Here is a 25,842-nt window from a genome sequence, read left to right as displayed (position 1 = left end):
GAGGGATCGTCTAAGGCTAAAGGTAAGAGGGGTAAGAAGGGTAAGGGAGAGTAATTTCTCCCGGTCTTAGCTTATTATTCTACAAGTCTAGCGCTTGCGGCGAATGCAAGGGTTAGGTAGCAAGTGCATAGATTTAGGCGGAGCTATGGAAGTGTGCAAGATTTCAATTCGCATCTTGCGTAATTAGCTTGCTCGACTATACTGTAGATTTAGAGTTTCCAGTCTGATTTAAACTTGCGGATACGATTTTATTTTATGGTACGGCGAGCCGATATTTTTTGGAATTTTAAGGCGTAAATTCCTGATTTTTCATAAATTTTAATCTCACTACTTTTAAGCAGAACTAAAATTACCCTAAAGACCGCCTAACTATAGCAAGGTATCGGCAAACCGATTACCGGCACGTTTCAGGCAATGCCTAGAAATCGTGTAGGCTAAATGTCAAGCCATAAGAAATCATAGCGGTTTAGGGCGGCAATTTTGCAGAAGCGGCAGTAGGTTTATCTTACGACAAAGCGTATGGCGTAGCGCGAGAGTAGCGGCTAAAAAGAGCACAAGAGTATATTTAAGCAAATTTTACCCTATTTAAACGCTAGCATTATTACACCTGCGCCGATGAGTGCTAGCGCGAGCCATTCGCGAAGACTCGGGCGCTCGCCTAAAAAGATCACGGCGATGATCACAACGAGTACTACGCTTAGTTTATCGATCGGTGCTACTTGATAAGCTTTGCCGATTTGCAGAGCTTTGAAATACGCTAGCCACGATGCGCCCGTAGCTAATCCGCTTAGTATCAAAAATACCCAGTTGCGAGGGCTCAGGCTCGATAACGGCTGCCAGGCTTTAGCGTAGCGTAGGAATGCGGCGAGACATAGGGCGATGATGATCGTGCGGATAAAAGTCGCGAAATGAGAGTTAATGCCTTCAAGCCCGATTTTAGCAAATATCGCTGATGCGAGCTAGCCAGGTAAAAGAAGCTAAAGTTCTGCCGTGTTTGATTTAGACGCGACTACCAAGTCTCGCTCGCGATTACTGCTAAATTCTACCCCGCATATATAGAAAAATCGTCAAAAGCGCATTCTCGCTTCGTCTAACGCTAAGAGAGATCTGTTTAAATTCCACTTCGACGCTCCTCAAAAACAAATGCCAGCGACGCAAGCGCATCCATCGTCGTTTAAATTCCACTCCGATGCCTCTCAAAAAAGCAAACTTTAAGCCCAAACCTACTACTCTAAAAGTTCAAATTTTACAAATAAGGATACTGAATGAAAAATTTCATATTTTCCGCACTTTTGGCTCTTGGCATCGCAGGCTGCGCCGTAAGCACCGCTCCGACGCCTGCAGGCAACTTACGCTCGTTAAAATCCGAGATCGTAAACTACACTCGCCAAAGCTCCACAGCTTACGTATATACGTTTAAAGACCTATCCAGCGGCGAGCTATACACCGCTCGTGCAAGCAGATATTATGCGGCTGCAGGAGATACTGCCTACATAAGTACCGCTTCAGGCGCTATCACCGATATGCGAATCATCTCGCGCAAAGCGGGTTCCGTTGCTCCGCGCGCTTATGACATCGGCAAAATCGAGACCAAACAAATGCATAAAAACGACGCTATTGCCGTACCAGAGAGCGAAAATATCAGCTTTTAATCCTACGCGATTTTTAGCCGCTGTGCCCTTGAGGGTAAGCGAGCCTGCTTTTAATTTGCGAAACGCTTTTGTGTTCGCTCCCTACTCTTATGAAGGCAATAGTTTCCTGTTCTTAATCATGGCGGGCTGGCGCGATTTGCTTGCGCTTTAAAGTCCGCTGATTCTTTACGCGACGCCTGCATAAATTTTATATTTTATAAGTTGTGGAATTTTATATTTCACGAAATTCTGCGTTGCACATCTTACTTATATGGCTCGACTCGCATTTCATATCCACTTGCTTTCGCGCTTAAAATTCCTTTCTGCATAGTGCCATTTTGTCCGCAAAATTTTATATTATAGAAATATGGCTGGCGCTAGAATTTTGATTGCGAAATTCTTATAAATTTTCTTTCTCGCAGTTTTTCACGGACTGCTCGTTTTCAGTGCTGTATCCTCCGCTGATAAGATGTTACGTGGATTTTTAAAACCCACGCTTTGCAAATTTCGTATCTTGAAATTTTATCCATAAAATTTTACGTCGTAAAATTTTTATGAAATTTCTCCCGCATGAAAGAGGTGTTGCCGTCTGTTTACCGCAGCCTGATATAATCCCCACATCGAAATTAGAACTCCTTTCAATAATCGGCGAGGCCTGTGTGGGTCTCGCTTTTTTTATGCCCGTTAAATTTAGATTTTCGGTAAATACTCGGTAACAATTTGGTAAAATTTTAGTATTTTTCAGCCTATTTTAAGCATATAATTTGTCATTTTGTGCTACTATTGCGCTTACAAACTTTTAAAGGAGTTCAAAATGAAACTAGTTAAACTTAGTTTAGCGGCAGCAGTCGCTGCAGGTGCTCTTGCTATGAGTGCAAGTGCTGTTCCGTTAGAGGAAGCTATCAAGGACGTGGATCTAAACGGATACGCTCGTATGCGATATACTCACGATCACCTTAAAAATAAAGCAGATAGCAATAGAGGTGTTTGGCAGTTTAAATCGGAAGTAGATTTTAAAGCTAAAATCGACGATAACTTCTTTGGTGTAGTAGGCATTAGATTTATGGATGAAGATCATGGCGAATCCGCTTCTTCTTCAAATAGTCAATATCATGGCAATTACGGCGCAAGAAGAGAAGACCCGGATTCTGATTTCGATATTGCTAAGGCTTACTTGGGATACACTATCGGCGGTACTACGATTGCAGTTGGTCGCCAGGGCATAGGCTCATTCTTTACCGATGATATGTATGGAGATGGCGTTAAGATTACTAGTACCGATATCGAGGGCTTAACAATTAGTGGCTTTTGGATGGATTCTCTAGAGAACGATGGCGATATTTCAAGCCTTGATTGGGCTAGCGTAAATAATAAGCTAACTACCGATCATAACCTATATGGCATAGGATTTATGGGTTCATATGATCCCGTATCTTTCCAATTATGGTATAACTCTTTAGAAGATGTAGCAGATCTTTTCGCTGCAGAACTGGCTTTAAGCTTTGATATCTCTGATGATTTTAATCTCGGCGTAAAAGGTCAGTATGCATTTTCTGATTTCGATGGCGACTATAAAAATGTAGTAGGTGCCGATGATGCAGATTTCTGGGCCGCAGAAGCAAGTGCTGGTTTCTTTGGCGTTGATTTAGCTGCGGGTTATTTGAAATTTGAACCTGATCATAAAGACAGCCTTTCTTTTGTATCCTTTGAAGATCAAGGATCCTTCATTAGCCCAGGTGAAGAGTTGCTAGATTATAGAAGCTTTACTGGCGAGAACCACTATTGGTATGTAGTAGCAGGATATACTATACCTGATACTGGTATCAGAATTGGTGCTGATTACCTAGACGGTAAAGCGCATGGTGACGATGCATACGAAGTAGTAGGTAGAATTTCTTATAAATATAATGAAAAGCTAAGCTTTAAAACTTGGTATTCTCACTATAAGATTGACGATGCTGCTGGTGGTCTTGATGAGAAAAAAGATCGCATCAGATTTGAGGCTAAATACAGCTTCTAATTATTTACCTTATACAGGTAAAATTAGGGCGAAGCTTTTGCTTCGCCCTTTTTAAATTCTAAATCAAGGTTTTCTATGAAAATTTTTAAAATTTCTTTTTTAGCATGTTTTTTTGCCTTTAATTTAAATGCCGCAGATAAAGCAAGCGATGATACGTATGTATTCGAAGCTAAAGGTGAGTTTGCCAAAGAGCTAAAATCCCTGATCGAAAAGCATTCTAAAGATGAAAATGTAACCGTAAATATCTACAAAAACACTCCGGTCGCAGGCAGTAAAATCCATAGCGGCAAGATAAATCGAAATATAAATTTTTTAAAAGAAAGAGGTGGAGCTATCTTTGCTGAGAAGTGCGCTTCATGCCACGGCGAGAATGGCCAAAAAAAAGCTTATGGAGTATCACGTAAACTCAAGGATCTGGATGCCAAAGAGATCTCGATAGCTATGTCGCAATACACTACAGATCTAAGTTATGGTGGCAAGATGAAAAATATCATGCAGCCGATCGCCGCTAAGACGGGCGCTACGGAGCTGGGCTACATCATTGCTTATCTAAAAGGCGACGATTCGTTCCTATACGATAGCTCGTCTAGTAGGAGCACGAATACTGAAATTTCGACCACCCCGAGCGAGCAGGGCTCATACCTAAAATAAAGGAGCGTAGATGAAAGTAGCGATCGTTTTGGCAAACGGTTTTGAAGAGATCGAGGCGGTAAGTTTGATCGATATTTTGCGCCGCGCGGAGATCGATGCAGCATCCGTGGGGCTGGATAAGAAATGCGTCTGTGGTGCGCACGGCGTAGAGATGATCGCCGATGAAATTTTAGACGATATAAAAGTTTCGGAATTTGATATGATCGTTTTGCCTGGCGGCTTGCCCGGAGCCGAAAATTTGGCAAAGAGCGAGAGGCTGGGGCAAGTACTGCGCGATTTCGATGCAAATAACGCAAAAATCGGCGCAATATGTGCCGCTCCGTGGGCCTTAGCTACCGCGGGTGTGCTAAAAAGCTCTTACACTTGTTATCCAGGCTTTGAAAATCAGATTGCTCACCCAGGCTATACGAATTCGGCGAATGTCGTAAAAGATCAAAATATAATGACTTCGAAAGGTCCCGCTACTGCGATGGAATTCGCACTGCAAATCGTCCGCGAGTTAAAAGGCGAACAGGTTTATTCCAAGCTAAAATCCGATTTGCTTTTTAAATAAAATTTCAAGTGAAGGCCGATTCCAGCACACTTTATTTTGCCATTTGTAAAATGGGCGCGTGATTTTGCCACGCCCGAGAACTGCAAATTTTATCTTACTCTACACGTATAAAATAGCCGCAATATTTATTATGAGTATCCGTAAACGACAAATGGAATTCTTGCAACTCAAATTTTAGATCGAAAAACGCAAAAAACTTTGTGCGTGACAGATAAAATTTTATTGGAGCTAGTTGCTATTAAAACCAAATATTAACATCACGACGGCGTGAAACGCGAGTATGAAGGGATATTTTGGGCGTAGGCTCTTAAAAGGATACTCAGCTGAATAAATTTCAGTGCGGCATCTTCGCGATGCACTCGCTAGTAGAAGCCAAATAGATCGCGCAAACGTGCTAAATAAGGGGATCGGCGTGATCAAAAACGACGAGATCGCGCTGGATTTAAATTTGATCAAATAGCGACGTCGATGTATCAAGAGGCAAAACGGCGCAGTTTTTGAAGGTTTTGTCGGTAAAGCACAGATCTATCAAGAAGCATATAAGCTTGTAGCGCGCGACGAAAGTGCCATTTAGAATTCCTAAAAAGGATAAAATTTAGCGCTTCTTTAAAATATCGTCGTTTAAAAATGTCGCGCTGCTTTGTATTGTTTTGATAACGCGGTCTTTAGAATTTTGCGTTTTGTAGGGTACGGGTCTATGTGCGATCAAATTTACGCGCCCGATTTTCGCTGTGAAATAAAAATTCCCCAGTATCGTCGCGTTTAGAAATACTCCAAAATGTATGCGTTCTAATCCCCATATCCCTATGCTGGCGGCATGAATGGGCACAAAAATTATCGCGATTAAGACCGGATAATAATCCGAAATTTTATTTTTGGCAAGGATTACGGTCGTAACGATGGCGTATGCGATGAGCGTAAAAGGAGAGATAAGCAAGAGTGCAAAAAGCGCGTTTATGCGCTGATAATCTTCGTGCCCGATTAAGACGCAAAAGCTACAAAACGCGAGCGTTATGAGAAAAAATAAAGGTAAAATCCACCGCGTTTTCACGTCGCGCCCTTTAAGCAGCGATAAAAAGAGCAGATGAGAGCCCAGCGCAATACAATAATAATCAAATATAACCGACGAGCTTAAAAACGTGAGCGGTATGCCGAGCAGTGCACCCGGCCCGTCAAAATATATCCCACTGAACATGAGCCACGTGATAAAGAGTATAAAAGCATATTTCAGACCCGCATAAGTGGCGCAAACACAGATACTACGAGGATAAATCGTACAAATTTGCTCATTTGCCTTTTTCCTAAATTTAGGTAATTATAGCAAACTGCGAAAAACAAACGGCGCAAAATTTTAAATTTAGCCGTGCGCTCGCCAAATCCGCTGCCGATCGCGAGCTCGTGCGCGCTAGAAGCAAGCTCAATGCCTTCGCATTATTTCATCCGCGCCCGCGCCGCAAGATAAAATTCATAAATTCTAAATCCGTTTTGCGTTATCATTGCGCTAAATTTAAAATTTTACGCAAAGGGGATTATATGAAAAATACGGCATTCATCACGGGCGCTACGAGCGGCTTTGGCGAGGCGATCGCTAGGGCGCTTAGCGCGCAGGGCTATAAGATCATAGCGCTTGGGCGTCGCAAAGATCGGCTACAGAAGCTAGCCGGCGAGCTAGGCAACACGCACATTATCGCCGCGGACATTCGCGATAAAGCTGCGGTATTTGATGCTGTAAGCGCGCTACCTGAAAATTTTAAAGACGTCGAGGTGCTCGTAAATAATGCAGGCCTTGCGCTCGGGCTTGAGGGGATCGCGCAGACGCCCGTAGAGGATTTGGAGACGATGGTCGATACGAATATCAAAGGCGTGCTGTATTCGACCAAGGCGGTGCTACCGCTTATGATCGCGCGCAAAAGCGGCTATATCTTCAATCTCGGCTCGACTGCGGGCGCGTGGCCCTATCCAGGTAGCCATGTTTACGGCGCGAGCAAGGCGTTTATCAAGCAGTTTAGCCGTAATATCCGCAACGACCTGCGCGGCACTGGTATCCGCGTGACGGAGATCGCGCCGGGAATCTGTAAGAGCGAGTTTAGCGAGGTGCGCTTTAAAGGCGACGTAGCGCGCGCTGCGGCCGTGTATGAGGGGGTCGATGCGATCCTGCCAGAGGATATCGCACAGATCGTACTAAGCTGCCTAGCGATGCCCCACCGCGTAAATATCAACGTGATTGAGGCGATGGCGACGCAGCAGAGCTGGGCTGGGCTTTTTATCGAAAAGCATTAAATTCTAAGGCGAGAAAATGAAAAAAATTATATTACTAATGTTTTTATCGGTTGCCGCGTTTGCGGTAGATGACGCGACCAGACAGCATAATGCCGAGCTTTTCGGCATCTGGACGCTGGTGCCGCCCGTCGTGGCGATCGCGCTTGCCTTTATCACCAAAGAGGTGATTTTATCGCTTTTCATCGGCGTTTTTAGCGGCACCTATATGCTAGCAGTCGTTAACGACAATCCGATCTCCGCGCTTGTGGGCAGCTTTACCGATCTGGTCGCGCGCGTGGTGGGCTCGATGGCTAGCAAAGGTAACGCGGGCGTGCTTTTGCAGGTGCTTTGTATCGGCGGCGTGGTCGCGCTGATTAGCAGGACGGGCGGCACGAAAGCAGTGGCGCTTTGGATTAGCAAGCGCGCTAAAACTGGTATCTCAGCGCAAATTTCAACGTGGGTTATGGGCCTTTTCGTATTTTTCGACGATTACGCAAACGCACTGATCGTAGGCCCCGTCATGAGACCGATCACCGATAAATTTAAGGTCAGCCGCGAAAAGCTCGCCTTTATCATCGACGCCACCGCCGCACCGATTGCGGGTATCGCGCTAATTTCTACCTGGGTAGGTCTTGAAGTCTCTCTGATAAGAGCGGGATATGATCAGATCGGCGTGCAAAACATAAACGCTTTCTCGATCTTCGTGCAAACTATGCCGTATCGCTTCTATAATCTTTTCATGCTTGCTTTCGTGGTTTACGTCGCCTTTATGCGTAGAGATTTCGGGCCGATGCTCTCTGCCGAAAGGCGCGCGGCGACGGGCGAAATCCACTCTAAAAATTCTAACATTGCCGAGCTCGAAGATAAAACGCTAGAGCCCAAAGAGGGGATCAAGCCGCAGGCATCAAACGCCGTTATCCCGCTTATAGTGCTAATCTGCGGCGCGTTTGCGAGCTTTTATTTTAGCGGGCTAAGCAAGCTTGAAGGCGATGCTCTCGCAGCCGCAAAAGCCGCTCCGCTAAGCTTTGCAACGCTTCAGGCGACGTTCGGCAACGCGAACTCGTCGGTCGCGCTTTTTCAAGCGGCGCTTCTTGCTACGGTCGTGTCTATATTTATGAGCGTTTACCGCAAAATTTTTGACGTCAGAGAGGCGATCTCTACGTGGATCAAGGGGTGGAAGACGATGATCGTTACGATCGTGATCCTGCTGCTTGCTTGGTCGCTCAGCTCTGTCATCAAAGAGCTCGGCACGTCGCGCTATCTGGTCGATATGTTAAGCCAAAACACGCCGAAATTCTTGCTTCCGGTAGCGATTTTCGTGTTGGGCTCGTTCATTAGCTTTTCGACGGGCACGAGCTACGGCACGATGGGAATTTTAATGCCGCTTGCCATACCTTTGGCAAACGCCGTGGGACTTCATTACGGGCTTTCGGGCGATGCGCTTCACGCCTATATGATCGTAAATATCTCGGGTGTGCTAACCGGCGCGATTTTCGGCGATCATTGCTCGCCGATTTCGGACACCACGATCCTTTCGTCGATGGGCGCGGGCTGCGATCATATCGAGCACGTAAAGACGCAGATGCCTTACGCTCTTTCAGTCGGCGCGGTCGCCGTGGTAGCCGGCTACCTGCCCGTAGCGCTAGGACTTAGCGTCTGGATCGCGCTACCAATGGGGCTTGCCGTTACGTGGGCTCTCGTGCGGTTCGCAGGTAAAAAGATAGAGGAGTAGCTCTCGCAAATTTTAAATTTGCTTTTAAATTTTGAATTCCGCAACGATGTGGAATTCTGCTGGGCGAAATTCTAATCTGCCTTGCGGAATTTCACTCTGTAAAATTCCGTCGCGCTAGTAAAATTTTAAAACGAAATTTCAAAAAGCGCGAGCAAATTTTAAAAGCGGAATTTTAACGAGCTGCGTTAAAATAGCGAAGTCACACATCTTTCGTCCTATGGAGGCTAGATGGCGAAATAAAATTTACAAATTTTAAAAGGACTTGGATTGACGAACTTGATTTTAGCGGGGCTAGGCGGCTGTGTAGGCGCGATGGCGCGAGTAGGCCTAAGCGGAGCGATCGCGCGTGCAATGGACCGCGCCGGATTTTGGAGCGCGTTTCCGATCGCTACTTTTTGCGTAAATGCACTGGGAAGCTTGCTGATAGGGTTTTTACTCGCGCTAAATTTAACGCAGAGCCTGCGGGTATTTTTTGTCGCAGGCGCGCTGGGCGGCTTTACGACATTTTCTACGTTCAGCTACGATACGCTGCAATTATTGCTGGCGCGAGAATTTGCTATCGGTGTGCTAAACGCGGTCTTAAGCGTATGCGTTTGTATGCTTTTTTGCTACGCTGGGCTGCTCGCAGGCAGAGCGCTTGCAGGCTAGCCGTGGAGCACGTGAGTTTTAAATTAAATCGCCTCTAAGCTTGCGCTGCTTTTAAATCGAAATTTATTTAAAGTGCCTGCGCTACGGAATTTTATCGCGCGCATGTGCTGCAAAATCTGCGAGCGATGGGCACAATCCCACATGCCGTGCAGCTTTGCGAAAGAACGCGAGGTAGCTTCGGCAAAGTGCAATATCAAGCAGGAATTATAAGGCGAGCAAATCGTAAGACGAGCGAAAAGTAAAGCGAGCGAGAGGGATTGTAGCTAAATAATGGTGCTCGGCGTCGGGCAGGCTGGCAAAATCCAGATAAATTTGAAATTTGCGTGCATTCTCTGCGTATCTTGTTTACCGCAGCTTTGTAAAATTTCGCTATCTTGCGCCTAGTTATCGCGACGCCCTAAAAATTTCGCTGTCTTGGCGCGGATAAAATAAACCTAAGCCGCGCGATAAATTTTAAAACTCCGTGGGCAAATTTTAAAGCTTGAAGCTTAGAATTTTAAAATTCTCACGTAAATTTTAGAAGCTAAATTAAAGCGCGTCGTAATCACGATCTTATGTGTCAAATCCTGCAGCGCTATCTTAGATTTATCGCAAGCGACTGCGAGCCCTCTTAATTTCGTTTCTGCAGATTTCATTAACCTGCTCGCCTTCGCTATTTCGCAAGATAACCTCGTAGTCTGTGATTTCACGACCTTTGTTATACCCCTCGATATATCTGAATCTCGATAAAACTATTTTAAAGGATTCCACATCGTCTAAAGTATACTTATCGCCGAGCTTTACGTAGTTAAAATTCCTACTAGTAAGCGTATGAAAATTATTAAATTTTTGCTTTAAATTTAGCGTATAAACTGCCGTGGATGCAGCGCCGTTATCGCAGCTATTGATTTCGCTCTCATCAAAGGCAAGCGCGAGGCAAATTTCATCTCCGCAGATAACCTTGATATCCTTGGCGCGGCTGTTTATACGGATGGTCTGTCGCCACCCATCGCCCTCTATCTCAAAGACGTTGCGAGCGAGTTTTTTGGCTATTTCATCTCCGACATAGCCTCTGGCTTCTGGTTTATCAGCCCAACCAAGCGCAGAGTAGTTCTGCTTTTGCGGAAAATCCGCAAGCGGAGTTTGAAGCTCGCTTATAGCGTTTAAATTTTCCTCGGTGCCTTGCGGAGCTGCAAAAGATGTGCCCCTCATAGAGTGTAGATTAAAGAAACCGATAAATTTCCTCACGACCTTATGCGCCGTTTGAGAAAATATCTTGGCTTCATTTTCAAAAAGCGAAATATCGTAGATGCCGTAGCTATAATATCCAAGCTCTCCACTTACCCACCTTTCGTCCGGCGAACGATCGATCTCGTCGTATCCATAGTAGCGCTCTGGCATATCTTTTTGTAGCAAAAAGTCGTCGCTGTCATTATCTTTGTATCTAAGCCAAACTCCGAATTCGTCCTTGATATATAGGTAATCAAACTCCGCTCCCTTTGCAAAATCGCCTTTGCCTAGCCAAAATACGGGCCTTTTGTCTAAGGACGGCAGAGCGGCGACCGGGGGCAAATTTTGCAGCTCTTTTTCAAATTTTTCATCGATATAATCGCAAGCGCTAGTGGGCATACTAGGATCGCAACCTTCGGGCGTATCGGATGAAAAAAGCAAATTTAAAATCACAAATATATACAGCACAAAAAGCACGCACGCAACGCTCACGACCAAGGCGGTAATTTTTAAAATTTTTATAAAAGTTTTCATATCTAAATTTTACCTCGTTGCACCTAAAAAGTATAAAATTTTGCTTTAAATTTGAAATCCTCTGTGTATTATCTGTACGCTTCGCCTATTGCTTCGCTAAGGCTTTTTAGCAGCTCGCCTTTTTGTTTAGTAATATGACTTCGTAGTCTACAGGCTCGCACTCTAACCCGCATTTCTCTCGGCGGCGGTTTGCGCGGCGCGCTAAATTTTAACTTCGCGCGCATTTTATCCGCGCCCTAGTCTAAATTTAAAATTTCAAATCCGCGACGAAATTTCACGCCTTAAATCAGGGCAGCTTCGCCGCGAAATTTAACAAGCGCACCTTAATAAAATTCCGCCGAAGCTCGGTGAAGCTCACACAAAATTTCACGACAAGGCGGCGAAATGTCGCGGTCTAGCGATAAGTACGGCGCGGCGGCGAGAATAAATCTCAACGCCCTAAGTGCGAGCAAATTTAAAGCGCTCTTCAAGAAGCATGCGCAAAATTTAATCTCTAGCAGCGGGCTAAATTTCATGGCTCGCGCGCCCGTGCCCTATCAAATTTAAAATTTCAAATCCGCGGCGAAATTCCGTGATATGACGGCAAAGCGTCGTAGGCCGGCGAGGAGTACGGCGCGACCGCGCCCTTTCGCCGCTATCAGCACTTGACGTTTTTTGCCTTGCTATCTTGCATCGCACGGAAAAATTCCGCCCTGCTTAGTGGGATTTCGTCCGGATGAGCGCTTCTGAAATGGCGCAGATAGCCCTCGTAATCGCCGAGCCCGATGAGCGGCGCAAGTGCGGCATCCGCGCGCGCCAAAAACCTCGCCACGGCCTTCGGGGCTGCGAGTGGATTAAATTTAAACTTTTTCATAAACGCCCCTATCTACGTACTCGCTTTCTGCTAGCTTGAAATATCCCTCGCTCGCGCCGCCTTTTGAAATTTTAAGGCACATTCGGATCGTTTGAGTGATGACTATAATCGTGACGACGACGAAAAGAGCACATAGCACGGCGTCGATGACGTTATTTCTGATGATAGCCTGCGCCTTTTCGATCGCCGCAGGATCGCTTAGGCTAGCGAGCTTGGCGGCGGTGTTTTGCGCTATAGCCACGTGGCTTACCGCGTCGTGCACGCGCTCGCCGTTAGCCGGCATCAGCTTCAAGATCGCCGCATAAAGCGTGGTTATAAGCACCCAGATCGCAGGAGCGATCGTAACAAAGGCGTATTTTTGCTTGCCCATTTTAAAAAGCACCACCGTCGCAAGCAGCAGCGCGATACCCGCGAGCATCTGATTGGACGCGCCGAAAAGCGGCCACAGCGTGTAAATTCCGCCCATAGGATCGGTAACGCCGCTGTAGAGCAGATAGCCCCAGCCCGCCACGCAGATCAGCGTCGCGATGATGCCGTACAGGAAATTTTTAGTATCGGAAAAGGGCTTATAGACGTTGCCTAAAATTTCTTGTACCATAAAGCGCCCCGTGCGCGTGCCAGCATCGACCGCGGTCAGAATAAACAGCGCCTCAAACAAGATCGCGAAATGGTACCAAAACGCCATCAGCTCCTTGCCGCCGATGATCTGATGCAGAAGCATCGTTAGTCCCATTGCAAAGGTAGGAGCGCCGCCCGTGCGGCTCATCATCGTGGTTTCGCCGACGTTTGAAGCCAAGGCGCCGATCTGCTCGGGCGTGATACTAAATCCGATGGAATTTATATACGCCGCGGCGCTTACCGCGTCTTTGCCGAGCACTGCGGCGGGCGAGTTGATAGCGAAGTATTCGCCCGGGCTTAGGATGCACGCCGCCACAAGCGCCATTACGCCTACGAGGCTTTCCATAAGCATCGAGCCGTAGCCGATGAAAAGAGTGTGGGTTTCGCGCTCGACCATCTTCGGCGTCGTGCCGCTGGAGATCAGCGCATGAAAGCCCGAGATCGCGCCGCATGCGATCGTGATAAACAAAAACGGAAATATCGGGCCTGCAAAAACGGGACCCGTGCCGTCGATAAATTTCGTCGTAGCGGGCATTTTAAGCTCGGGCGCGACAAAGATTATCGCGACCGCCATACCGATGATGACGCCGAGCTTAAGGAAGGTGCTTAGATAATCGCGCGGCGCAAGCAGCAGCCACACGGGCAAGATCGCCGCGATAAAGCCGTAGCCGATCGTAAGAAGCGCGAGCGTCTCGCCCTTTAGCGAAAAAACGTCGTGCCAGTACGGATCGATCGAGACGTAATGCCCGCCCCAAAGCGCAAGCATCAGCAAAACAAAGCCGATGATCGATGCCTCGCTGACCTTGCCCGGGCGCAAGAACCTCATATAAGCTCCCATAAATATCGCAATCGGTATCGTCATCGCGATCGTAAAAAGCCCCCACGGCGAGTTTGCGAGCGCCTTTACGACAACCATCGCCAAGATCGCCACGATGATCAGCATGATGAAAAAAATTCCGATCATCGCGATGCCGCCGGTGAGCTTGCCCATCTCATCTTTGATCATCTCGCCGAGGCTCTTGCCGCCGCGGCGCGTGGATAGCACGAGCACGATGAAATCATGCACCGCACCCGCGAGCACGACGCCTACCAAAAGCCAAATGGTGCCGGGCAGATAGCCCATCTGTGCGGCCACTACGGGACCTACGAGCGGTCCGGCGCCTGCAATAGCGGCAAAATGGTGGCCGAAAAGGACGTATTTGTTCGTAGGAACGTAATCGCGTCCGTCGTTTCGGATCACCGCAGGAGTTGCGCGGCGATCGTTCAGCTCAAAGACGCGATACGCGATAAAGCGCCCGTAGAAGGTGTATCCGATCAGATAGATGCACGCGCTGGCCACTACGAGCCAGACGGCACTGATGCTCTCGCCTTTATTTAGCGCAAGTACGCCGAAACACCACGCCCCTATGACGGCGACCGCCGCCCAAAGGATCTTTTGCCAAAATTTCATGCTCACTCCTTAAAGCTTAGCGAGCGGCTTGGGCAGTATGTCGTTTTAACAAAACGGCTCGCGCCTTTAAAGCAGGGCTCGCTAAGTAAAATTTAATGCGTATTTTATCGGCGTTTTTATAATTTAAAGCTGAATTGCAAAATTAAAAAGAGCTCTTTCGGCGTTTAAATTTAACGCATAAATCTTGAATTTCAAATTTAAAGAGGCGGCTTGGCGGCGCGCGAAATTTTAATACTTAATCGCCCTAAATTTAACTCCGCAGCTCTTAGCCATTACGGAATTTATCGCGGTTTAAGAAACCAAGCGATAAAATCCTATGATAACGATTTTAATTTCTTAACAAAAATCGCGAATACTTTTAGGAGGAAATTTATGCCGAATCAGGTGTGCGGCTACGTACTTTTTCGCGCCCATATCAAAAGCTATGCAAGCTTCAAAAATAATTGCGCCAGCCGCGAGAATTTCATAAATTCCGCGCGTATAAATTCCTGGCACCGCTTAATTAAAAATATCCGCCGCGACGAAATCTGCGCGTATAGTTCGCCTGGTGAGCTATGAGTTTTAAATTCTATCTCTTTCTAATCGCAGCTTTCGTATTGCTTGCTTTAGCGGCCGTAAGTAGCGGCGGAGCGAGCATTTCGCTGAGCGACATCGTAAAATTTTTCACCTTCGGCGAGATAGACGAGACCAAGCAGCTCATCTTGCTACAAATGCGCCTGCCGCGCCTCGTACTTGGAATTTTAATAGGCGCGCTGCTGGCAACTTCGGGAGTGGTGGTGCAAAGCGTATTTTTAAACCCGCTTGCAGATCCCTACATCATCGGCATCGCCTCGGCAGCGACTTTCGGCGCGGTTATAGCCTACCTGCTGGGGCTTAGCGACGTTTTTTACGGAATTTTCGCATTTTTGGCCGCCAGCGGGCTTTCGCTCGTGATCTTTAAGCTCGCAGCCCATACCCGCTCGATCTCTACTCTGCTGATCGTAGGCATCGCCGTATCGTCCTTTTTGGGCGCATTTACATCCTTTGCGGTCTATCTAATCGGAGAGGATAGCTTTAGGATTACGGCGTGGATGATGGGCTATCTAGGCGGCGCAAACTGGCAAAAGATCGCGCTTTTGCTACCGCCGCTTCTGTTTTGCATGGCGTATTTTTACGCGAAGCGCCACGAGCTAAATATCATCTTAAACGGCGACGAGGAGGCAAAGTCGCTGGGGCTCAACGTCGAGAAGTCCAAAAAGAGCCTACTCATCGTCTCCTCGCTCATCATCGGCTTTTCGGTCGCATTTACGGGGATGATAGGCTTCGTGGGGCTCATCATTCCGCACACGCTTCGCATGGCGCTTCATACGGCGAGCAACGCCGTACTAATCCCTGCTAGCGCGCTTACCGGCGGAGTTTTTTTGGTTTTTTGCGACGTAATCGCTAAAAACGCCCTCTCGCCGGTAGAAATTCCGATCGGCGTGGTGACCTCCTTTTTCGGCGCGCCCTTTTTTCTATACCTCGCGTTTAGGAAGCATGCATGAAAATTTCAGCGCTAAACTTCAGCTACGGCAAGCGGGCGATCCTGCAAGACGTATGTCTGAATTTAGAACGGGGTAAATTTTACGGGATTTTGGGCCCTAACGGCTGCGGCAAGAGCACTTTGCTAAAAAACATATTGCAAATTTTAAAGCCCGCAAGCGGGATCATCGAAATAAACGGCAAAAAGGCGAGCGAATATAGCCTAAAAGAGCTTGCGGCGCTCATCGGCTTCGTACCGCAAAAAACGGCCCTCGCCGCGCCGCTTAGCGTGAAAGAAATTTTGCTTGCGGGCAGATTTTGCCGCCTAAAAAGCGCTTTTAGCGGCTACGATGCGAGCGACCGCGACAAAGTAGAGCGAATTGCCGAGCTTTTGGACGTGAAAAAATTTTTAAATCGCAGCGCATTTGAGCTAAGCGGCGGCGAGTTCGGGCGCGTACTGCTTGCCAGAGCGCTCGTAAGCGAGCCTGAAATTTTACTGCTCGATGAGCCCACGGGCGCGCTTGATATGAACTACGCGATCGAGGCGATGAAGATCTGCGAAAATTTAACTAAAACGCTAAATTTAACGAGCGTCATCGTGCTGCACGATCTAAATTTAGCCTCGCTTTTTTGCGATGAAATTTTGATGCTAAAAGACGGCGCAGTGAGGTATCGGGGTAGCGCGAGCGAGCTTTTTACGCCACAGATCATAAAAGAAATTTACGGCTTTGACGCCCTGATAGTAGAAGAAAACGGGGTAAAGTTTATACTACCCAAAAAGGAGAAATTATGAAAAAAATTCTTATAGCTTTGACTGCGGCGAGCTTTGTATTCGCCAAAGGTCTAGTAGTACTTGATCCCGCAGCAGTCGAGATCATCTACGCTTTAGGCGCGCAGGATCAGATCGCTGCGATCTCAACTACCTCGATGAGCAAGATCCGCCCGGAGGCAGAAACCGCGAAACTGCCTAGCGTAGGCACCTACGTCAAGCCGAATATGGAGAAGATCGTCGAACTTAAGCCCGATCTGGTCATCACGAGCTTTCACTCCGCAGGCGTTAGCGAGAATCTGCAAAAGCTGGGGCTTAAGAGCCTTGCGATGGATGCAAACTCTACCGCAGATATCTGCCAAAACGTAAAGAAGGTCGCGGCGATCGTAAAAAAGGAGAGCGAGGCGGATAAAATTTGCGCGCGGATGGATGGAATTTTTGCAAACAAACCCGCTCTTCGCGGCAAAAAAGTGGCTATGTTTTTCGGCGCGAACGCTACGATGGCTTTCAATGACAAAACCCTCATCGGCGATATCTTCGCTCGCCTAGGCGCCAAAAATATCGCAGACGGCCTAAAAGGCAGCACGCCTTCGGTATCTGCCGAATACATCATCGAGCAAAACCCCGATATAATCGTCGTCGTGGGCGGCGAGACGGAGGATTTTTTAAAGGCAAATCCGATCCTTAAAAATACCAAAGCCGTAAAATCGGGCAAAATTTTAAAAGCTCCGACGCTCATCTTGCGGGGCAGCCCGCAGATCGGCGAGACGGTGGATGAAATTTACGCGGAGGCAACGAAATAGATGTTTAAAGAACGCATTAAATCCCACCACCGCTCCAAACTTTTCGAGAGCGTCTCTGCGAGCGAAAACGAGCTGTTCGACGCGCTGGAACAGCCCGCGAAAGACAGCGATTGCGTGATCTATCTGCATGTGCCCTTTTGCGACAACATCTGCTCATTTTGTTCGATGATGCGCTCCAAGCTTGGCGACGAGCTGGACGAATACGCTAAATTTTTAATCCGCCAGATCAAAGACTACGGAGAGATGCCCTATTTCGATACCAAAAGCGTCAAAAGCATCTACTTCGGCGGCGGCACGCCGAGCGTATTTAGCGAAGCTCACTTCGAAAAGGTTCTGGGCGCGCTGCATAAAAATTTTAAGATCGCGGACGACTGCGAGATCAGCATAGAAACCACTCTACATAATCTAGATACGCAAAAAGCGCTCGCCCTGCAAAGCTTTGGCGTAAATCGCTTTAGCATCGGCGTGCAGACCTTCAGCAGACAGGGGCGCGCGCTTCTAAACCGCGTGCACAAGCCCGCTCGCGCGATCGAGCGACTAAAGGATCTTAGAGAAAAATTTGACGGCATGCTCTGCTGCGACATCATCTACAACTTCCCGAACGAAAGCGTAGAGGAGGCGATCGCGGACGCACGCTACGTAGATGAGCTAGGTCTAGATAGCGCTAGCTTTTACTCGCTGATGTTTTTCGAAGGCTCGGAGTTGTCCAAAAAGATCGACACCTCCTACTACGATCTGCCGACCGATAAGAAGCTGCACCATGCCTTTGCAGAGGCGCTGCTGCAAAGCGGGAATTTCGAGGTTTTGGAGCTTACTAAGCTTGCTCGAAAAGGTCGCGATAACTACGGCTACATCAAGCTAAGCCACAAGGGCACGGATATCCTGCCTATCGGCAACGGCGCGGGCGGACACGTAGCGGGCTTCGGAATTTACGGCGTGTCGGGACACAAGATGATCTCGCGAATCGATGAGCGCGAGGCAAAATATAGCGTGCTAAACAATCTATTTCAATACCCGATCGTAAGCTTAAACGAGCTAAAAGAGGCTCTGAGCGCGAATATTTACGACGAAGCGGTGCAAAAGCTCAAAGAATTTGAGAGCTGGGGGCTTTTGGAGCTTAAGGATGAAAAATCAGTCTTAAACTTGGACGGAATTTTTTGGGGCAACAACATCAACGAAGAGATAGCAAACATTATGAAAAAGGATTTTGTATGAAAAAAATCGTGCTTTACACCTCACAAACGGGTAACACGAAAAAGGTGGGCGACGCGATCGCCGAGCAACTGGACTGCGAGAGTCTAAATTTCCGCGACTTTGAGGGTGAGGTCGATGACTACGACTTTATAGCCTTGGGCTTTTACGTCGATAAGGGCGAGGCCGAGGCGAAATTTACGCGCTTTTTACGTAAAATTCACAACAAGAAGCTTGGCGTTTTCATGACTCTGGGCGCGGAACCGGACGGCGAGCATTCGCGTAAGTGTTTGGATGGCTTTGAAGAGGGGCTTAAAGCAAACGGCAACGAGATTATAAGGGAGTTTGCCTGCCAGGGCGCGATCGATCCGAATCTACTTGAAATGATGCGCAAAATGGCGGCCGGCGGTAACTCGCCCCACCCTATTACCCCCGAGCGACTTGCGCGCTGGGCGGAGGCTGCGAAACACCCGGACGAGAGGGATCTGGCGGACGCAAAAGCAGCATTTGCGGGGATAGAATAAAATTTAAAGCAAGCCGTGCAAACCGCTGCGCGGCGAAACAAAACCAAATAAAATTTCACACTACTTAATGCGCGATTTGAAATTTTATCTTTTACTAAATTTGGACGATAAATTTCATTACTACAAGTAAATTTGCCGCCGTAGGCGCAGGTCTTGCTCTAGAATTTAAACGATAAAATTTCATTTCGCGCGCAACGGATCAAACAATGCCGCCGACCTTGCGCCGCTAATGCGCACTCTTAGCGCGAAAAGCGCTTTTGCTAGCGACCGACCCGCGAATACCGCGGTCGTGCCGTCACCCAATACACCGCCCGCTATTTTGCGACGGCCTGAGCATTAAAAATCCAGCTTTTGCGAGCAAGTAGCCCGCGAGCGCCACGGTCGCGATCGTCGGCTACCCCTGTCGTCACGCGCCGTAGGTGCCGCCGTCCGTCGCCGCTCTCCCGCCGCGCGATACCCATCCACCGCTACTAACCACCCGCACGACAACCCGTCGCCGCTCATCGCCCCGCCGCTTTGTCGCAGTACTGAACCCAAACCGAACCGCTAAATTTTAAATTCTACAAAAGTCTTATCGCGCGTAAATTTTAATTCGGCAAATGCGCAAAATTTAGGTAAAATTCCATCCAAACGCTTTGACGGTCAAAATTTAAAGGGGCGAAAATGACGAATTTCGAGTACGCTAGTCGCATTAACGAGGCTGCGGGGCTAGATCTTGATTTAGATTGCGAAGAGATCGATCTGCAGGATAAGCTTTACGGGCTTTTTCAGTGCTTTATGCCTGACGGCGTCGGCGTGGATACGGTGTTTGCGCCGCTGCAAAACGGCACCGAGCTGCAAGCGCGCATAATGCCGATCTACGCAGTCACGGCGCAGCAGACGCGGGAAGCATTCGATCAAGGCGTGGCGCCCGGGTATTTTTGCCCGCCGCAGGATCCGAAATTTGATGACGAAGCACTTAAGAGCCTAGCTTTAGCGCACGTTCGAAATTTAAAAATTTTCGCAGAATTTCTCGGCGATGACGAGCTTTTAAAAATGCTTGAGCAGATAAAATCCGCGCGCGTGCAGGAAGGTTTTGATTTTGCGCATAGTAAAGACAAACTTGCGGACGCCGTCTATGAAGCGATCACGGAGTGGATGATAGATATGCCTAAGCTTGATACGAAGCTATGGGTGCTCGGCGAGGCGTACTATTCGATCAACTGCGACTATCTGCTACCTGCGTACTTGCAGTATCCAAACTACGCGCAAAGGCCGCAGGAGGACTTTTTGAAGCCCTACTTCGAGCTATACCTAGCGGGACGGCAGATCGCGTTTGAGCGCGGCGAGGTCGTGGTTTTCACGCACTAAATTTACGCGGGCAAAGAAAGCGATGGGCGCTCGCAAGCGACTAAAATTTGAGCTTTTTAAACAATAAAAAGTGAGCTACGCCCACAAATGGCTGAAATTTAAGCTCAGCAACTATGAGCGCAAATGCTTATCACATATCCAAAAAAAACCTGCGTCTTAATCGAGTATCTAGCAGGTTGCCTGCGTTGCATCAAATCACTTAAAATATTTCTGCTTTGCGTAGTCGCCGCTTTCAGCACCTTGCTAGAGCAAAATCTCCGCACATCGTTGATGTTTGGATAATTAAATTTCTTCCATCACCCTGCTGCCCTCACTTTGTATGAGGTACCCAAATAATTTACTTGCGCTAATGCTTGTTAGTCGAAATTCATCTGAATTTTAAATAGGAATTTTGACGCAGAATTTTATGGAATTTCGCTGCCGCAAATCTCACAATCGATAAAATTCTATCGATTTACGCTCTTAAATTTACTCAAATCGCCGCCTGTTTTATAAAATTCTTCAGCGTCGATCATAGTGCCGTCGGGCAGCTTACAAACGGTGTAGTCCACGCCGTTGCCGTCTTTGCGGACGATCAGCTCGCCGCCATTTTTGATACAAAAATCCCCAGCAGCGCTAGCCTCTGCGCTCACCGAAGCGAAAGCGCCCACCGCAAGCGCTACTGCAAAAAATCTCTTAAAACTCATTTAAATCCTTTCGTTTAATTTTGCCTGTTTTTAGGGTTAAGCTTAAATTTAGACGCCAGATACGCTAAACCTGCGCCTACATAAATAAACCGCCTTCCATCCTCGAACACCGATAATAGCGTTTTAAATGTTAAATCCTACCTAATAAATCCCAGCAGCGCCAAGTCCGCTCGCCGCTGCAAAATCAAAGCCATCAGACTTCATCCAATGCAAAATTTAACATCATAAAATTTTGTCTTCAATAAAATTCTAGCAGCAAAATCCAAGCCGCATCAAAGCTATTTCTGCCGCAAAATACCAGCTATAAAAGCGAGGGCTATGGCAAACACTAGCTCATCAGCGGCAAGGCAAGCGCGGATCCTAAACAATCTCGTCTATAAGCGCGAGGCGCGTTCAAATCCTTTAAATTTAACCGCCGCTAGCCGTTTTTGCGCGCAAACTCGCTCATAAAAGCGACTAGTTTTTCAACGTCTTCGTAGTTTATCGCGTTGTAGATCGAGGCGCGGATGCCGCCTAGGACGCGGTGTCCTTTAAGCCCGATCATCCCCTCAGCCTCAGCCTGCGCGATGAAGATGGGCTCAAGCGCGGCGTCTGCGATATTAAAGCTTACGTTCATCAGGCTGCGGCTGGTTTTTTGCGCGTGGCCGCGGTAGAAGCCGCCGCTAGCATCGATTGCGCCGTAGAGTAGCGCCGCTTTGCGCTTGTTGCGCTCATGCATCGCCGCAAGCCCGCCGATCTCGTCCTTGATCCAGCCGAGCATTAAATTTAGCATGTAAATTCCGAAAGTATTCGGAGTGTTGCTCATAGAGTCCGCGTCCGCCTGCGTCTTGTAGCGCAGGATCATCGGCGTTTTGGGATTTGCGCGGTCCAGCAGATCCTTGCGGATTGCAACCATCGTAACGCCAGCCGGTCCGCCGTTTTTCTGAATGCCTCCGTAAAACATCCCCACGCTGCTAAGATCCACGGGGCGCGAAAACAGATCGCTCGAGCTATCGACTACGAGCGGGCAGCCGCACTGCGGCAGCTGCGGATACTGCGTGCCGTAGATCGTGTTGTTCGAGCAGATGTAGCCGTAGTCGGCGCCGTCAGAGAATTTAACCTCGGGGATGCGGTCGAATTTGCTATCTTCACTGCTTGCGACCACGCGGTAGTTTATGCCGAGCACGCTCGCTTCCTTGATCGCCTTGCTCGTCCAATTGCCCGTGTTGGCGTATTCTGCGACGCCGCCTGCGTATAGGTTCATCGGCACCTGCGCGAACTGAAGGCTCGCGCCGCCTTGTAAAAACAAAATCGTAAAATCATCCGAAAAGCCGTAGAGATCGCGCACGCGATCCATCGCACTATGCAAAACTTCCTCGAAAATTTTAGTGCGGTGCGATATCTCCATTATCGAAAATCCGCGCCCCGCGTAGTTTAGCAGCTCCTCTTGCGCCTGCTTTAGCACGCCCAGCGGGATGGTGCTAGGTCCTGCGCTAAAATTTATTACTCTATCCATTTTGCCTCCTTTAGATGATTTTTGCGTTTTTGCTGAGCTGCTGCGAGCAAAGGACGAACTCGTCGCCCGCGGCAAGCTCGTCCAAGCTCACCGTTTTGCCGTCCTTTTGGATTTGAACGAGGTCTTTGGTGATCTCAAAAAATTTCGCCTTTTGCGCCAAAAGCTCATCTCTGGCGCTTAGCGTATGCTCTGCGGCGCTTAGCTTGGAAGCCACAAAGCTTTTAAATTTAAGCTCGAAATTTAAAAGCCTCGCGAGCGAGCCTGAAATTTTTGGCTCGACCGATTTTGATTTAAGCTGTAAAGCTGCGAGGCTCAGCACGTTTTGTGCGGATGAAATTTTATCTTTTATCAGCCTATCAAACGCGTCGCTTACGCCGTCTAGGCTCTGAAAGATCGCGCAAATATCGGGCAGCAGATCGATCATCGCGGCAGTGGGCGTGAGGCTTCGGTGATCGGCTACGAAATCGCTGATGCTAAAATCGATCTCATGCCCGACTGCCGAGATGACGGGCGTTTTGGCTGCGTAGATCGCGCGAGCCAAGGCCTCGTCGTTGAAGCACCACAGATCCTCGCGCGAGCCGCCGCCGCGAGCGATGACGATCGCATCGTAGCCCTTCTCGTCGGCTGCGCGCAGCGCGCTTATGATCGAAGCAGGAGCGCCCTCGCCTTGCACTAGCGCGTTATACAGATCGATCTTGCAAAGCGCGAAGCGATCCTGCGCCGTACGAAGCATATCCGCCTGCGCAGCTGAGCCCACGCTCGTGATGATCGCGATGCTTTGGGCAAATTTCGGAAGCTGTTTTTTGTGCGCGGCATCAAAAAGCCCCTCTTTGCTAAGCTTCTGCTTTAGCGCGGCAAATGCCGCTTCCAGCTCGCCCTCGCCGCTTTTGCGGATGTTTAAGACCTGGATCTGATACGCGCCCGTGGGGATGTATAGCGAGACTTTGCCGCTTACGATGAGCTTATCGCCGACGGCGGGGATAAAATTTATCCGCGCGGCGTTAAATTTAAACATCGCGCAATCGATCGCCGCGCTCGCGTCTTTGATCGTAAAATACCAGTGCCCGCTCGTGCTTTGAGCTCTAAACTTAGATATCTCGCCCTCGACCTCGACGAAGCTAAAGCTCGTCTCTAAAAGCACCTTGGCTTGGGCGTTTAGCTCGCTTACGCTAAGCATCGTCGCTCTTTTGCGCGATTTTCTCCGCGATGAAAAGCGTGCTGACGTCGAAGCTGAAGCCCTTTTGCACGCGCAGCTCAAAGCCCGCGTTTTTGAGCTTTTCGCTAAAGCTCGCGGCGTCTAGGAAGCTGCCGATGGAGCTTGGCAGATACTCGTAGGCTTCTTTGTTTTTCGAGATAAATGCGCCGATTTTGGGTAAAATTTTACTTACGTAAAAATCTCTGATTTTAAACGCGAGCCCGCCGCTTGCGGCTTTGGTAAATTCCAAAACCACGAGCGAGCCGCCCGGTTTGATGATCCGATTAAACTCCGCAAGCGCTGCGTCCAGCTCCACGACGTTTCTTATGCCGTAGCTGATGCTTAAAATATCCACGCTTGCGTCATCCAGCGTCGTGGCGCCCGCGGTTGCTTTAATAAACTCGCAGCTAGGGAATTTTTGCCTCGCTACTTCGAGCATCCCCTCGCTCGGATCGATCCCCACGATCCGCTCGATCTGCACGCCGTGCTGCGCCACACCGTCGCGCCACGAGCTTATCATATCGCCCGTGCCGCACGCGACGTCGGCGATACTCACGAGCTTTCCCTTAAGCTTTTCAAGCGTCAGCTCGACCGCCTTTTTGCGCCACGAAACGTCCACGCCGAAGCTGATGGCGCGGTTTGCCAGATCGTAGGTGGGTGCGATCTGATCGAACATCTTTATGATTTTTTCCTGTTTTTGCACAACTTTTCCTTATTCGTATGCTTTGATTTTGCGCAGCGATCTTTTCAGCGCGCGCAAAAGAGCCTCTTTTTCATTTAAAATTTTTTCCTCCAGCTCGGCGCGGCGATCGTTTAAGCGGGCGTCCAGAGCCAGCAGATACGCAAACGCGACGCCGCTTTTATCGCTTGCTTTTTGATAGATCGCGATGAAATTTTGCCACACGCTGATATCTTGCAGCGCGCCGAAATCCTCGCAGGCGGCTTTGGTGCGTTTAAACAGATCTCTGACACAGCCTTCATCAAAGCTTCTTGCAAAAATTTCAAGCGCGTATCGTAGCCTCTTTAGCCCTATGCGCGCGTCGTGAAATGCCTGTAGCGACGAGCCTTGCTTTAAATTTTTTAGCTCCGTGCGCAAGCTTTTAATCAGCTTGCAGAGGCGGGCGGAGGCGAACTTTTTTGAAATTTTTTCATATTCGCTGCGCGCGTAGATGCCGTCCGCGCCGCTTAAAAAGCCGCTAATAGCGCCGTTTAAATCTGCAAATTCCGCGCTAGAAAGAAATTCTAAAATTTTATCCTCCGAGCGCTTTGCGATAAGATTTAGCTGCTGCAAAAAGCTCGCAGGCGCGTCGTCGGCCCTTAAAAACTCCGCAAAAACGTGAAGGTCTCGCAGCTGATTGCTGCGGCTCATAAATTCTGCGAGGAGTTTTAAAATTTCATCCTTTTTTTCAGCTTCGAAAAGCGGCGCGGATAGCTTCAAAACGGCTCTAAATTTGCGGATCTGCACGCGCAGCTCGTGAAGCGCTTCGGGGGCTAGGCTTTTTTGATACTCGCTTTTTGCGCCGCACGCCCTCGTCCACGCTAGCTCAAGCGCCAAACGCGCGAGCTTAACGCTGTCCGCATAGGGCGGCGCGAAAAATTTAACTCGGCTAAATTTTTCAAAAACGCTGCGGGTGTGCGCGAAATCAAGAGATCGCGGCGGGATGCCGTAGCGCGCCAGATAGCGGCTTTTGTAGCGATAATCGTCGGTGATCTCGCAAAAATCGCTGCTACCGAAGGTTTTTGCAAAATCAAAATTTGCGCTTGCCGCCTCGCTTTGAAATTTCGCTCGTAAAATCACGAGCGTGCTTAGCTCGCCGCCGTAAAGCTCTAGCCAAAACTCCGCTTCGTCGCTGGCAAAGCCGTAGCGGTTCTTTTGCACGACGCGGGCGATCCTGCTTTTTAAAGCCTCTTTGAAATCATCTTTTGAAATTTTAAAATTTAAAGTTTGTCTGTCGAGGTCCTCTTTTTTATGGTGCAAAGAGCATTCGTCGTTTTGGCGAATGTAGTAAATTTCGGGATAGAACGAAGTATAAAACCAAGCGATCTTTACCTTGCGACATTTCAGCCCCGCACGCTCTAGCGTCCGCAAAATCGAATCGTCGCTCAATAAAAATTTACGCTTAGTTTGCATACCCGCTCCAAAAATAAAGTGGGTAATAATAGCAGAAAAT

Annotated in this window: 25 protein-coding genes; 15 read left to right on the top strand and 10 right to left on the bottom strand. The window is 48.3% G+C overall.

The features are described from left to right. Positions 1–581: 581 nt before the first annotated feature. Positions 582–947, bottom strand: coding sequence for an EamA family transporter (locus tag Q0198_RS10895; protein ID WP_297898072.1), 366 nt, complete (start codon positions 945–947; stop codon positions 582–584). A gap of 318 nt (positions 948–1,265) precedes the next feature. On the opposite strand from Q0198_RS10895, the gene Q0198_RS10890 reads away from it, so the two are divergent. The 4 genes from Q0198_RS10890 to Q0198_RS10875 all read left to right on the top strand — a co-directional run bounded on the left by Q0198_RS10890 (position 1,266) and on the right by Q0198_RS10875 (position 4,855). After that, positions 1,266–1,652: a hypothetical protein gene (locus Q0198_RS10890; RefSeq protein ID WP_297898070.1), complete on the top strand. Its 387-nt coding sequence runs from the start codon at positions 1,266–1,268 to the stop codon at positions 1,650–1,652. 793 nt (positions 1,653–2,445) lie between these two features. Beyond that, positions 2,446–3,651, top strand: a complete 1,206-nt coding sequence (locus Q0198_RS10885) for an OprD family outer membrane porin (RefSeq protein ID WP_297898067.1) — start codon at positions 2,446–2,448, stop codon at positions 3,649–3,651. Positions 3,652–3,726: 75 nt separating this feature from the next. Then, positions 3,727–4,302 (top strand): cytochrome c, encoded by a 576-nt coding sequence (locus tag Q0198_RS10880; protein WP_297898065.1) that lies wholly within the window; start codon positions 3,727–3,729, stop codon positions 4,300–4,302. A 10-nt stretch (positions 4,303–4,312) separates the two neighbouring features. Continuing rightward, positions 4,313–4,855: a DJ-1 family glyoxalase III gene (locus tag Q0198_RS10875; RefSeq protein WP_297898063.1), complete on the top strand. Its 543-nt coding sequence runs from the start codon at positions 4,313–4,315 to the stop codon at positions 4,853–4,855. 595 nt (positions 4,856–5,450) lie between these two features. On the opposite strand, the gene Q0198_RS10870 is transcribed toward Q0198_RS10875, so the two are convergent. Beyond that, a complete protein-coding gene (locus Q0198_RS10870; RefSeq protein ID WP_297898061.1) occupies positions 5,451–6,050 on the bottom strand; it encodes a hypothetical protein in 600 nt (199 codons plus the stop codon). 338 nt (positions 6,051–6,388) lie between these two features. Between Q0198_RS10870 and Q0198_RS10865 the strand changes: the two genes are divergently transcribed. The 3 genes from Q0198_RS10865 (at position 6,389) to Q0198_RS10855 (ending at position 9,494) form a co-directional block, all read left to right on the top strand. Next, on the top strand, positions 6,389–7,135 hold the full coding sequence (locus Q0198_RS10865; RefSeq protein WP_297898059.1) for an SDR family NAD(P)-dependent oxidoreductase: 747 nt from the start codon (positions 6,389–6,391) through the stop codon (positions 7,133–7,135). A gap of 16 nt (positions 7,136–7,151) precedes the next feature. Next, a complete protein-coding gene (locus tag Q0198_RS10860) occupies positions 7,152–8,846 on the top strand; it encodes a Na+/H+ antiporter NhaC family protein (RefSeq protein WP_297898057.1) in 1,695 nt (564 codons plus the stop codon). Between the two features lie 267 nt (positions 8,847–9,113). Continuing rightward, complete coding sequence (locus Q0198_RS10855; RefSeq protein ID WP_297898055.1) at positions 9,114–9,494, top strand: CrcB family protein; 381 nt, start codon at positions 9,114–9,116, stop codon at positions 9,492–9,494. Positions 9,495–10,079: 585 nt separating this feature from the next. Here Q0198_RS10855 and Q0198_RS10850 read toward each other — a convergent pair. Next, positions 10,080–11,237: a hypothetical protein gene (locus tag Q0198_RS10850; RefSeq protein ID WP_297898053.1), complete on the bottom strand. Its 1,158-nt coding sequence runs from the start codon at positions 11,235–11,237 to the stop codon at positions 10,080–10,082. Positions 11,238–11,621: 384 nt separating this feature from the next. Here Q0198_RS10850 and Q0198_RS10845 point away from each other — a divergent pair, with 384 nt between their 5' ends. Then, positions 11,622–11,783, top strand: coding sequence for a hypothetical protein (locus Q0198_RS10845; protein WP_297898051.1), 162 nt, complete (start codon positions 11,622–11,624; stop codon positions 11,781–11,783). A 91-nt stretch (positions 11,784–11,874) separates the two neighbouring features. Here the strand turns inward: Q0198_RS10845 and kcuS are convergent, their stop codons facing one another. Together kcuS and Q0198_RS10835 are read right to left on the bottom strand one after the other, a co-directional pair. Then, positions 11,875–12,090 carry a KCU-star family selenoprotein gene (gene kcuS / locus Q0198_RS10840; protein ID WP_297898049.1) on the bottom strand — a complete coding sequence of 72 codons (216 nt, stop codon included), beginning with the start codon at positions 12,088–12,090 and terminating at the stop codon, positions 11,875–11,877. After that, positions 12,077–14,158 carry a carbon starvation CstA family protein gene (locus Q0198_RS10835; protein WP_297898047.1) on the bottom strand — a complete coding sequence of 694 codons (2,082 nt, stop codon included), beginning with the start codon at positions 14,156–14,158 and terminating at the stop codon, positions 12,077–12,079. Before Q0198_RS10835 ends, kcuS begins: the two co-directional genes overlap by 14 nt. A 372-nt stretch (positions 14,159–14,530) precedes the next feature. Between Q0198_RS10835 and Q0198_RS10830 the strand changes: the two genes are divergently transcribed. The 7 genes from Q0198_RS10830 to Q0198_RS10800 all read left to right on the top strand — a co-directional run bounded on the left by Q0198_RS10830 (position 14,531) and on the right by Q0198_RS10800 (position 20,295). Next, a complete protein-coding gene (locus tag Q0198_RS10830; protein ID WP_297898045.1) occupies positions 14,531–14,716 on the top strand; it encodes a hypothetical protein in 186 nt (61 codons plus the stop codon). Beyond that, entirely contained in the window at positions 14,713–15,681 is a 969-nt protein-coding gene (locus Q0198_RS10825) for an iron ABC transporter permease (protein ID WP_297898043.1), read from the top strand. Before Q0198_RS10830 ends, Q0198_RS10825 begins: the two co-directional genes overlap by 4 nt. After that, positions 15,678–16,451, top strand: coding sequence for an ABC transporter ATP-binding protein (locus tag Q0198_RS10820; protein ID WP_297898041.1), 774 nt, complete (start codon positions 15,678–15,680; stop codon positions 16,449–16,451). Before Q0198_RS10825 ends, Q0198_RS10820 begins: the two co-directional genes overlap by 4 nt. After that, entirely contained in the window at positions 16,448–17,230 is a 783-nt protein-coding gene (locus Q0198_RS10815; RefSeq protein ID WP_297898039.1) for an ABC transporter substrate-binding protein, read from the top strand. Before Q0198_RS10820 ends, Q0198_RS10815 begins: the two co-directional genes overlap by 4 nt. After that, positions 17,231–18,445 (top strand): radical SAM protein, encoded by a 1,215-nt coding sequence (locus tag Q0198_RS10810; RefSeq protein WP_297898037.1) that lies wholly within the window; start codon positions 17,231–17,233, stop codon positions 18,443–18,445. Beyond that, entirely contained in the window at positions 18,442–18,945 is a 504-nt protein-coding gene (locus tag Q0198_RS10805; RefSeq protein ID WP_297898035.1) for a flavodoxin family protein, read from the top strand. The genes Q0198_RS10810 and Q0198_RS10805 overlap by 4 nt, the downstream gene beginning before the upstream one ends. Positions 18,946–19,608: 663 nt before the next feature. After that, positions 19,609–20,295, top strand: coding sequence for a hypothetical protein (locus Q0198_RS10800; RefSeq protein WP_297898033.1), 687 nt, complete (start codon positions 19,609–19,611; stop codon positions 20,293–20,295). Between the two features lie 446 nt (positions 20,296–20,741). Here Q0198_RS10800 and Q0198_RS10795 read toward each other — a convergent pair whose 3' ends face one another. The 5 genes from Q0198_RS10795 to Q0198_RS10775 form a co-directional block, all read right to left on the bottom strand. Continuing rightward, on the bottom strand, positions 20,742–20,981 hold the full coding sequence (locus Q0198_RS10795; protein ID WP_177388543.1) for a DUF333 domain-containing protein: 240 nt from the start codon (positions 20,979–20,981) through the stop codon (positions 20,742–20,744). A 418-nt stretch (positions 20,982–21,399) separates the two neighbouring features. Continuing rightward, on the bottom strand, positions 21,400–22,476 hold the full coding sequence (serC, locus tag Q0198_RS10790) for a 3-phosphoserine/phosphohydroxythreonine transaminase (protein WP_297898031.1): 1,077 nt from the start codon (positions 22,474–22,476) through the stop codon (positions 21,400–21,402). Between the two features lie 10 nt (positions 22,477–22,486). Continuing rightward, positions 22,487–23,653 (bottom strand): exodeoxyribonuclease VII large subunit, encoded by a 1,167-nt coding sequence (gene xseA / locus Q0198_RS10785; protein ID WP_297898029.1) that lies wholly within the window; start codon positions 23,651–23,653, stop codon positions 22,487–22,489. Then, a complete protein-coding gene (gene ubiE / locus Q0198_RS10780; protein WP_297898027.1) occupies positions 23,646–24,374 on the bottom strand; it encodes a bifunctional demethylmenaquinone methyltransferase/2-methoxy-6-polyprenyl-1,4-benzoquinol methylase UbiE in 729 nt (242 codons plus the stop codon). The genes xseA and ubiE overlap by 8 nt, the downstream gene beginning before the upstream one ends. A gap of 9 nt (positions 24,375–24,383) precedes the next feature. Beyond that, positions 24,384–25,802, bottom strand: coding sequence for a CHAD domain-containing protein (locus tag Q0198_RS10775; protein WP_297898025.1), 1,419 nt, complete (start codon positions 25,800–25,802; stop codon positions 24,384–24,386). Positions 25,803–25,842: the final 40 nt, after the last annotated feature.

The sequence above is a fragment of the uncultured Campylobacter sp. genome, from assembly GCF_938045205.1.
Taxonomy (GTDB): domain Bacteria; phylum Campylobacterota; class Campylobacteria; order Campylobacterales; family Campylobacteraceae; genus Campylobacter_B.
Note: the sequence above shows the minus strand (reverse complement) of the source record. Positions and strands in the feature narration are given on the sequence as shown.

Bases quoted from the DNA above. Each gene is read 5' to 3' on its own strand.
- kcuS (WP_297898049.1), bottom strand. From the start codon at position 12,090: ATGAAAAAGTTTAAATTTAATCCACTCGCAGCCCCGAAGGCCGTGGCG.
- Q0198_RS10870 (WP_297898061.1), bottom strand. From the start codon at position 6,050: ATGTTCAGTGGGATATATTTTGACGGGCCGGGTGCACTGCTCGGCATA.
- Q0198_RS10845 (WP_297898051.1), top strand. From the start codon at position 11,622: ATGTCGCGGTCTAGCGATAAGTACGGCGCGGCGGCGAGAATAAATCTC.
- Q0198_RS10810 (WP_297898037.1), top strand. From the start codon at position 17,231: ATGTTTAAAGAACGCATTAAATCCCACCACCGCTCCAAACTTTTCGAG.
- Q0198_RS10805 (WP_297898035.1), top strand. From the start codon at position 18,442: ATGAAAAAAATCGTGCTTTACACCTCACAAACGGGTAACACGAAAAAG.
- Q0198_RS10825 (WP_297898043.1), top strand. From the start codon at position 14,713: ATGAGTTTTAAATTCTATCTCTTTCTAATCGCAGCTTTCGTATTGCTT.
- Q0198_RS10775 (WP_297898025.1), bottom strand. From the start codon at position 25,802: ATGCAAACTAAGCGTAAATTTTTATTGAGCGACGATTCGATTTTGCGG.
- Q0198_RS10850 (WP_297898053.1), bottom strand. From the start codon at position 11,237: ATGAAAACTTTTATAAAAATTTTAAAAATTACCGCCTTGGTCGTGAGC.
- Q0198_RS10820 (WP_297898041.1), top strand. From the start codon at position 15,678: ATGAAAATTTCAGCGCTAAACTTCAGCTACGGCAAGCGGGCGATCCTG.
- Q0198_RS10835 (WP_297898047.1), bottom strand. From the start codon at position 14,158: ATGAAATTTTGGCAAAAGATCCTTTGGGCGGCGGTCGCCGTCATAGGG.
- xseA (WP_297898029.1), bottom strand. From the start codon at position 23,653: ATGCTTAGCGTAAGCGAGCTAAACGCCCAAGCCAAGGTGCTTTTAGAG.
- Q0198_RS10815 (WP_297898039.1), top strand. From the start codon at position 16,448: ATGAAAAAAATTCTTATAGCTTTGACTGCGGCGAGCTTTGTATTCGCC.
- Q0198_RS10880 (WP_297898065.1), top strand. From the start codon at position 3,727: ATGAAAATTTTTAAAATTTCTTTTTTAGCATGTTTTTTTGCCTTTAAT.
- Q0198_RS10795 (WP_177388543.1), bottom strand. From the start codon at position 20,981: ATGAGTTTTAAGAGATTTTTTGCAGTAGCGCTTGCGGTGGGCGCTTTC.
- serC (WP_297898031.1), bottom strand. From the start codon at position 22,476: ATGGATAGAGTAATAAATTTTAGCGCAGGACCTAGCACCATCCCGCTG.
- Q0198_RS10885 (WP_297898067.1), top strand. From the start codon at position 2,446: ATGAAACTAGTTAAACTTAGTTTAGCGGCAGCAGTCGCTGCAGGTGCT.
- Q0198_RS10800 (WP_297898033.1), top strand. From the start codon at position 19,609: ATGACGAATTTCGAGTACGCTAGTCGCATTAACGAGGCTGCGGGGCTA.
- Q0198_RS10875 (WP_297898063.1), top strand. From the start codon at position 4,313: ATGAAAGTAGCGATCGTTTTGGCAAACGGTTTTGAAGAGATCGAGGCG.
- Q0198_RS10890 (WP_297898070.1), top strand. From the start codon at position 1,266: ATGAAAAATTTCATATTTTCCGCACTTTTGGCTCTTGGCATCGCAGGC.
- Q0198_RS10830 (WP_297898045.1), top strand. From the start codon at position 14,531: ATGCCGAATCAGGTGTGCGGCTACGTACTTTTTCGCGCCCATATCAAA.
- Q0198_RS10865 (WP_297898059.1), top strand. From the start codon at position 6,389: ATGAAAAATACGGCATTCATCACGGGCGCTACGAGCGGCTTTGGCGAG.
- Q0198_RS10860 (WP_297898057.1), top strand. From the start codon at position 7,152: ATGAAAAAAATTATATTACTAATGTTTTTATCGGTTGCCGCGTTTGCG.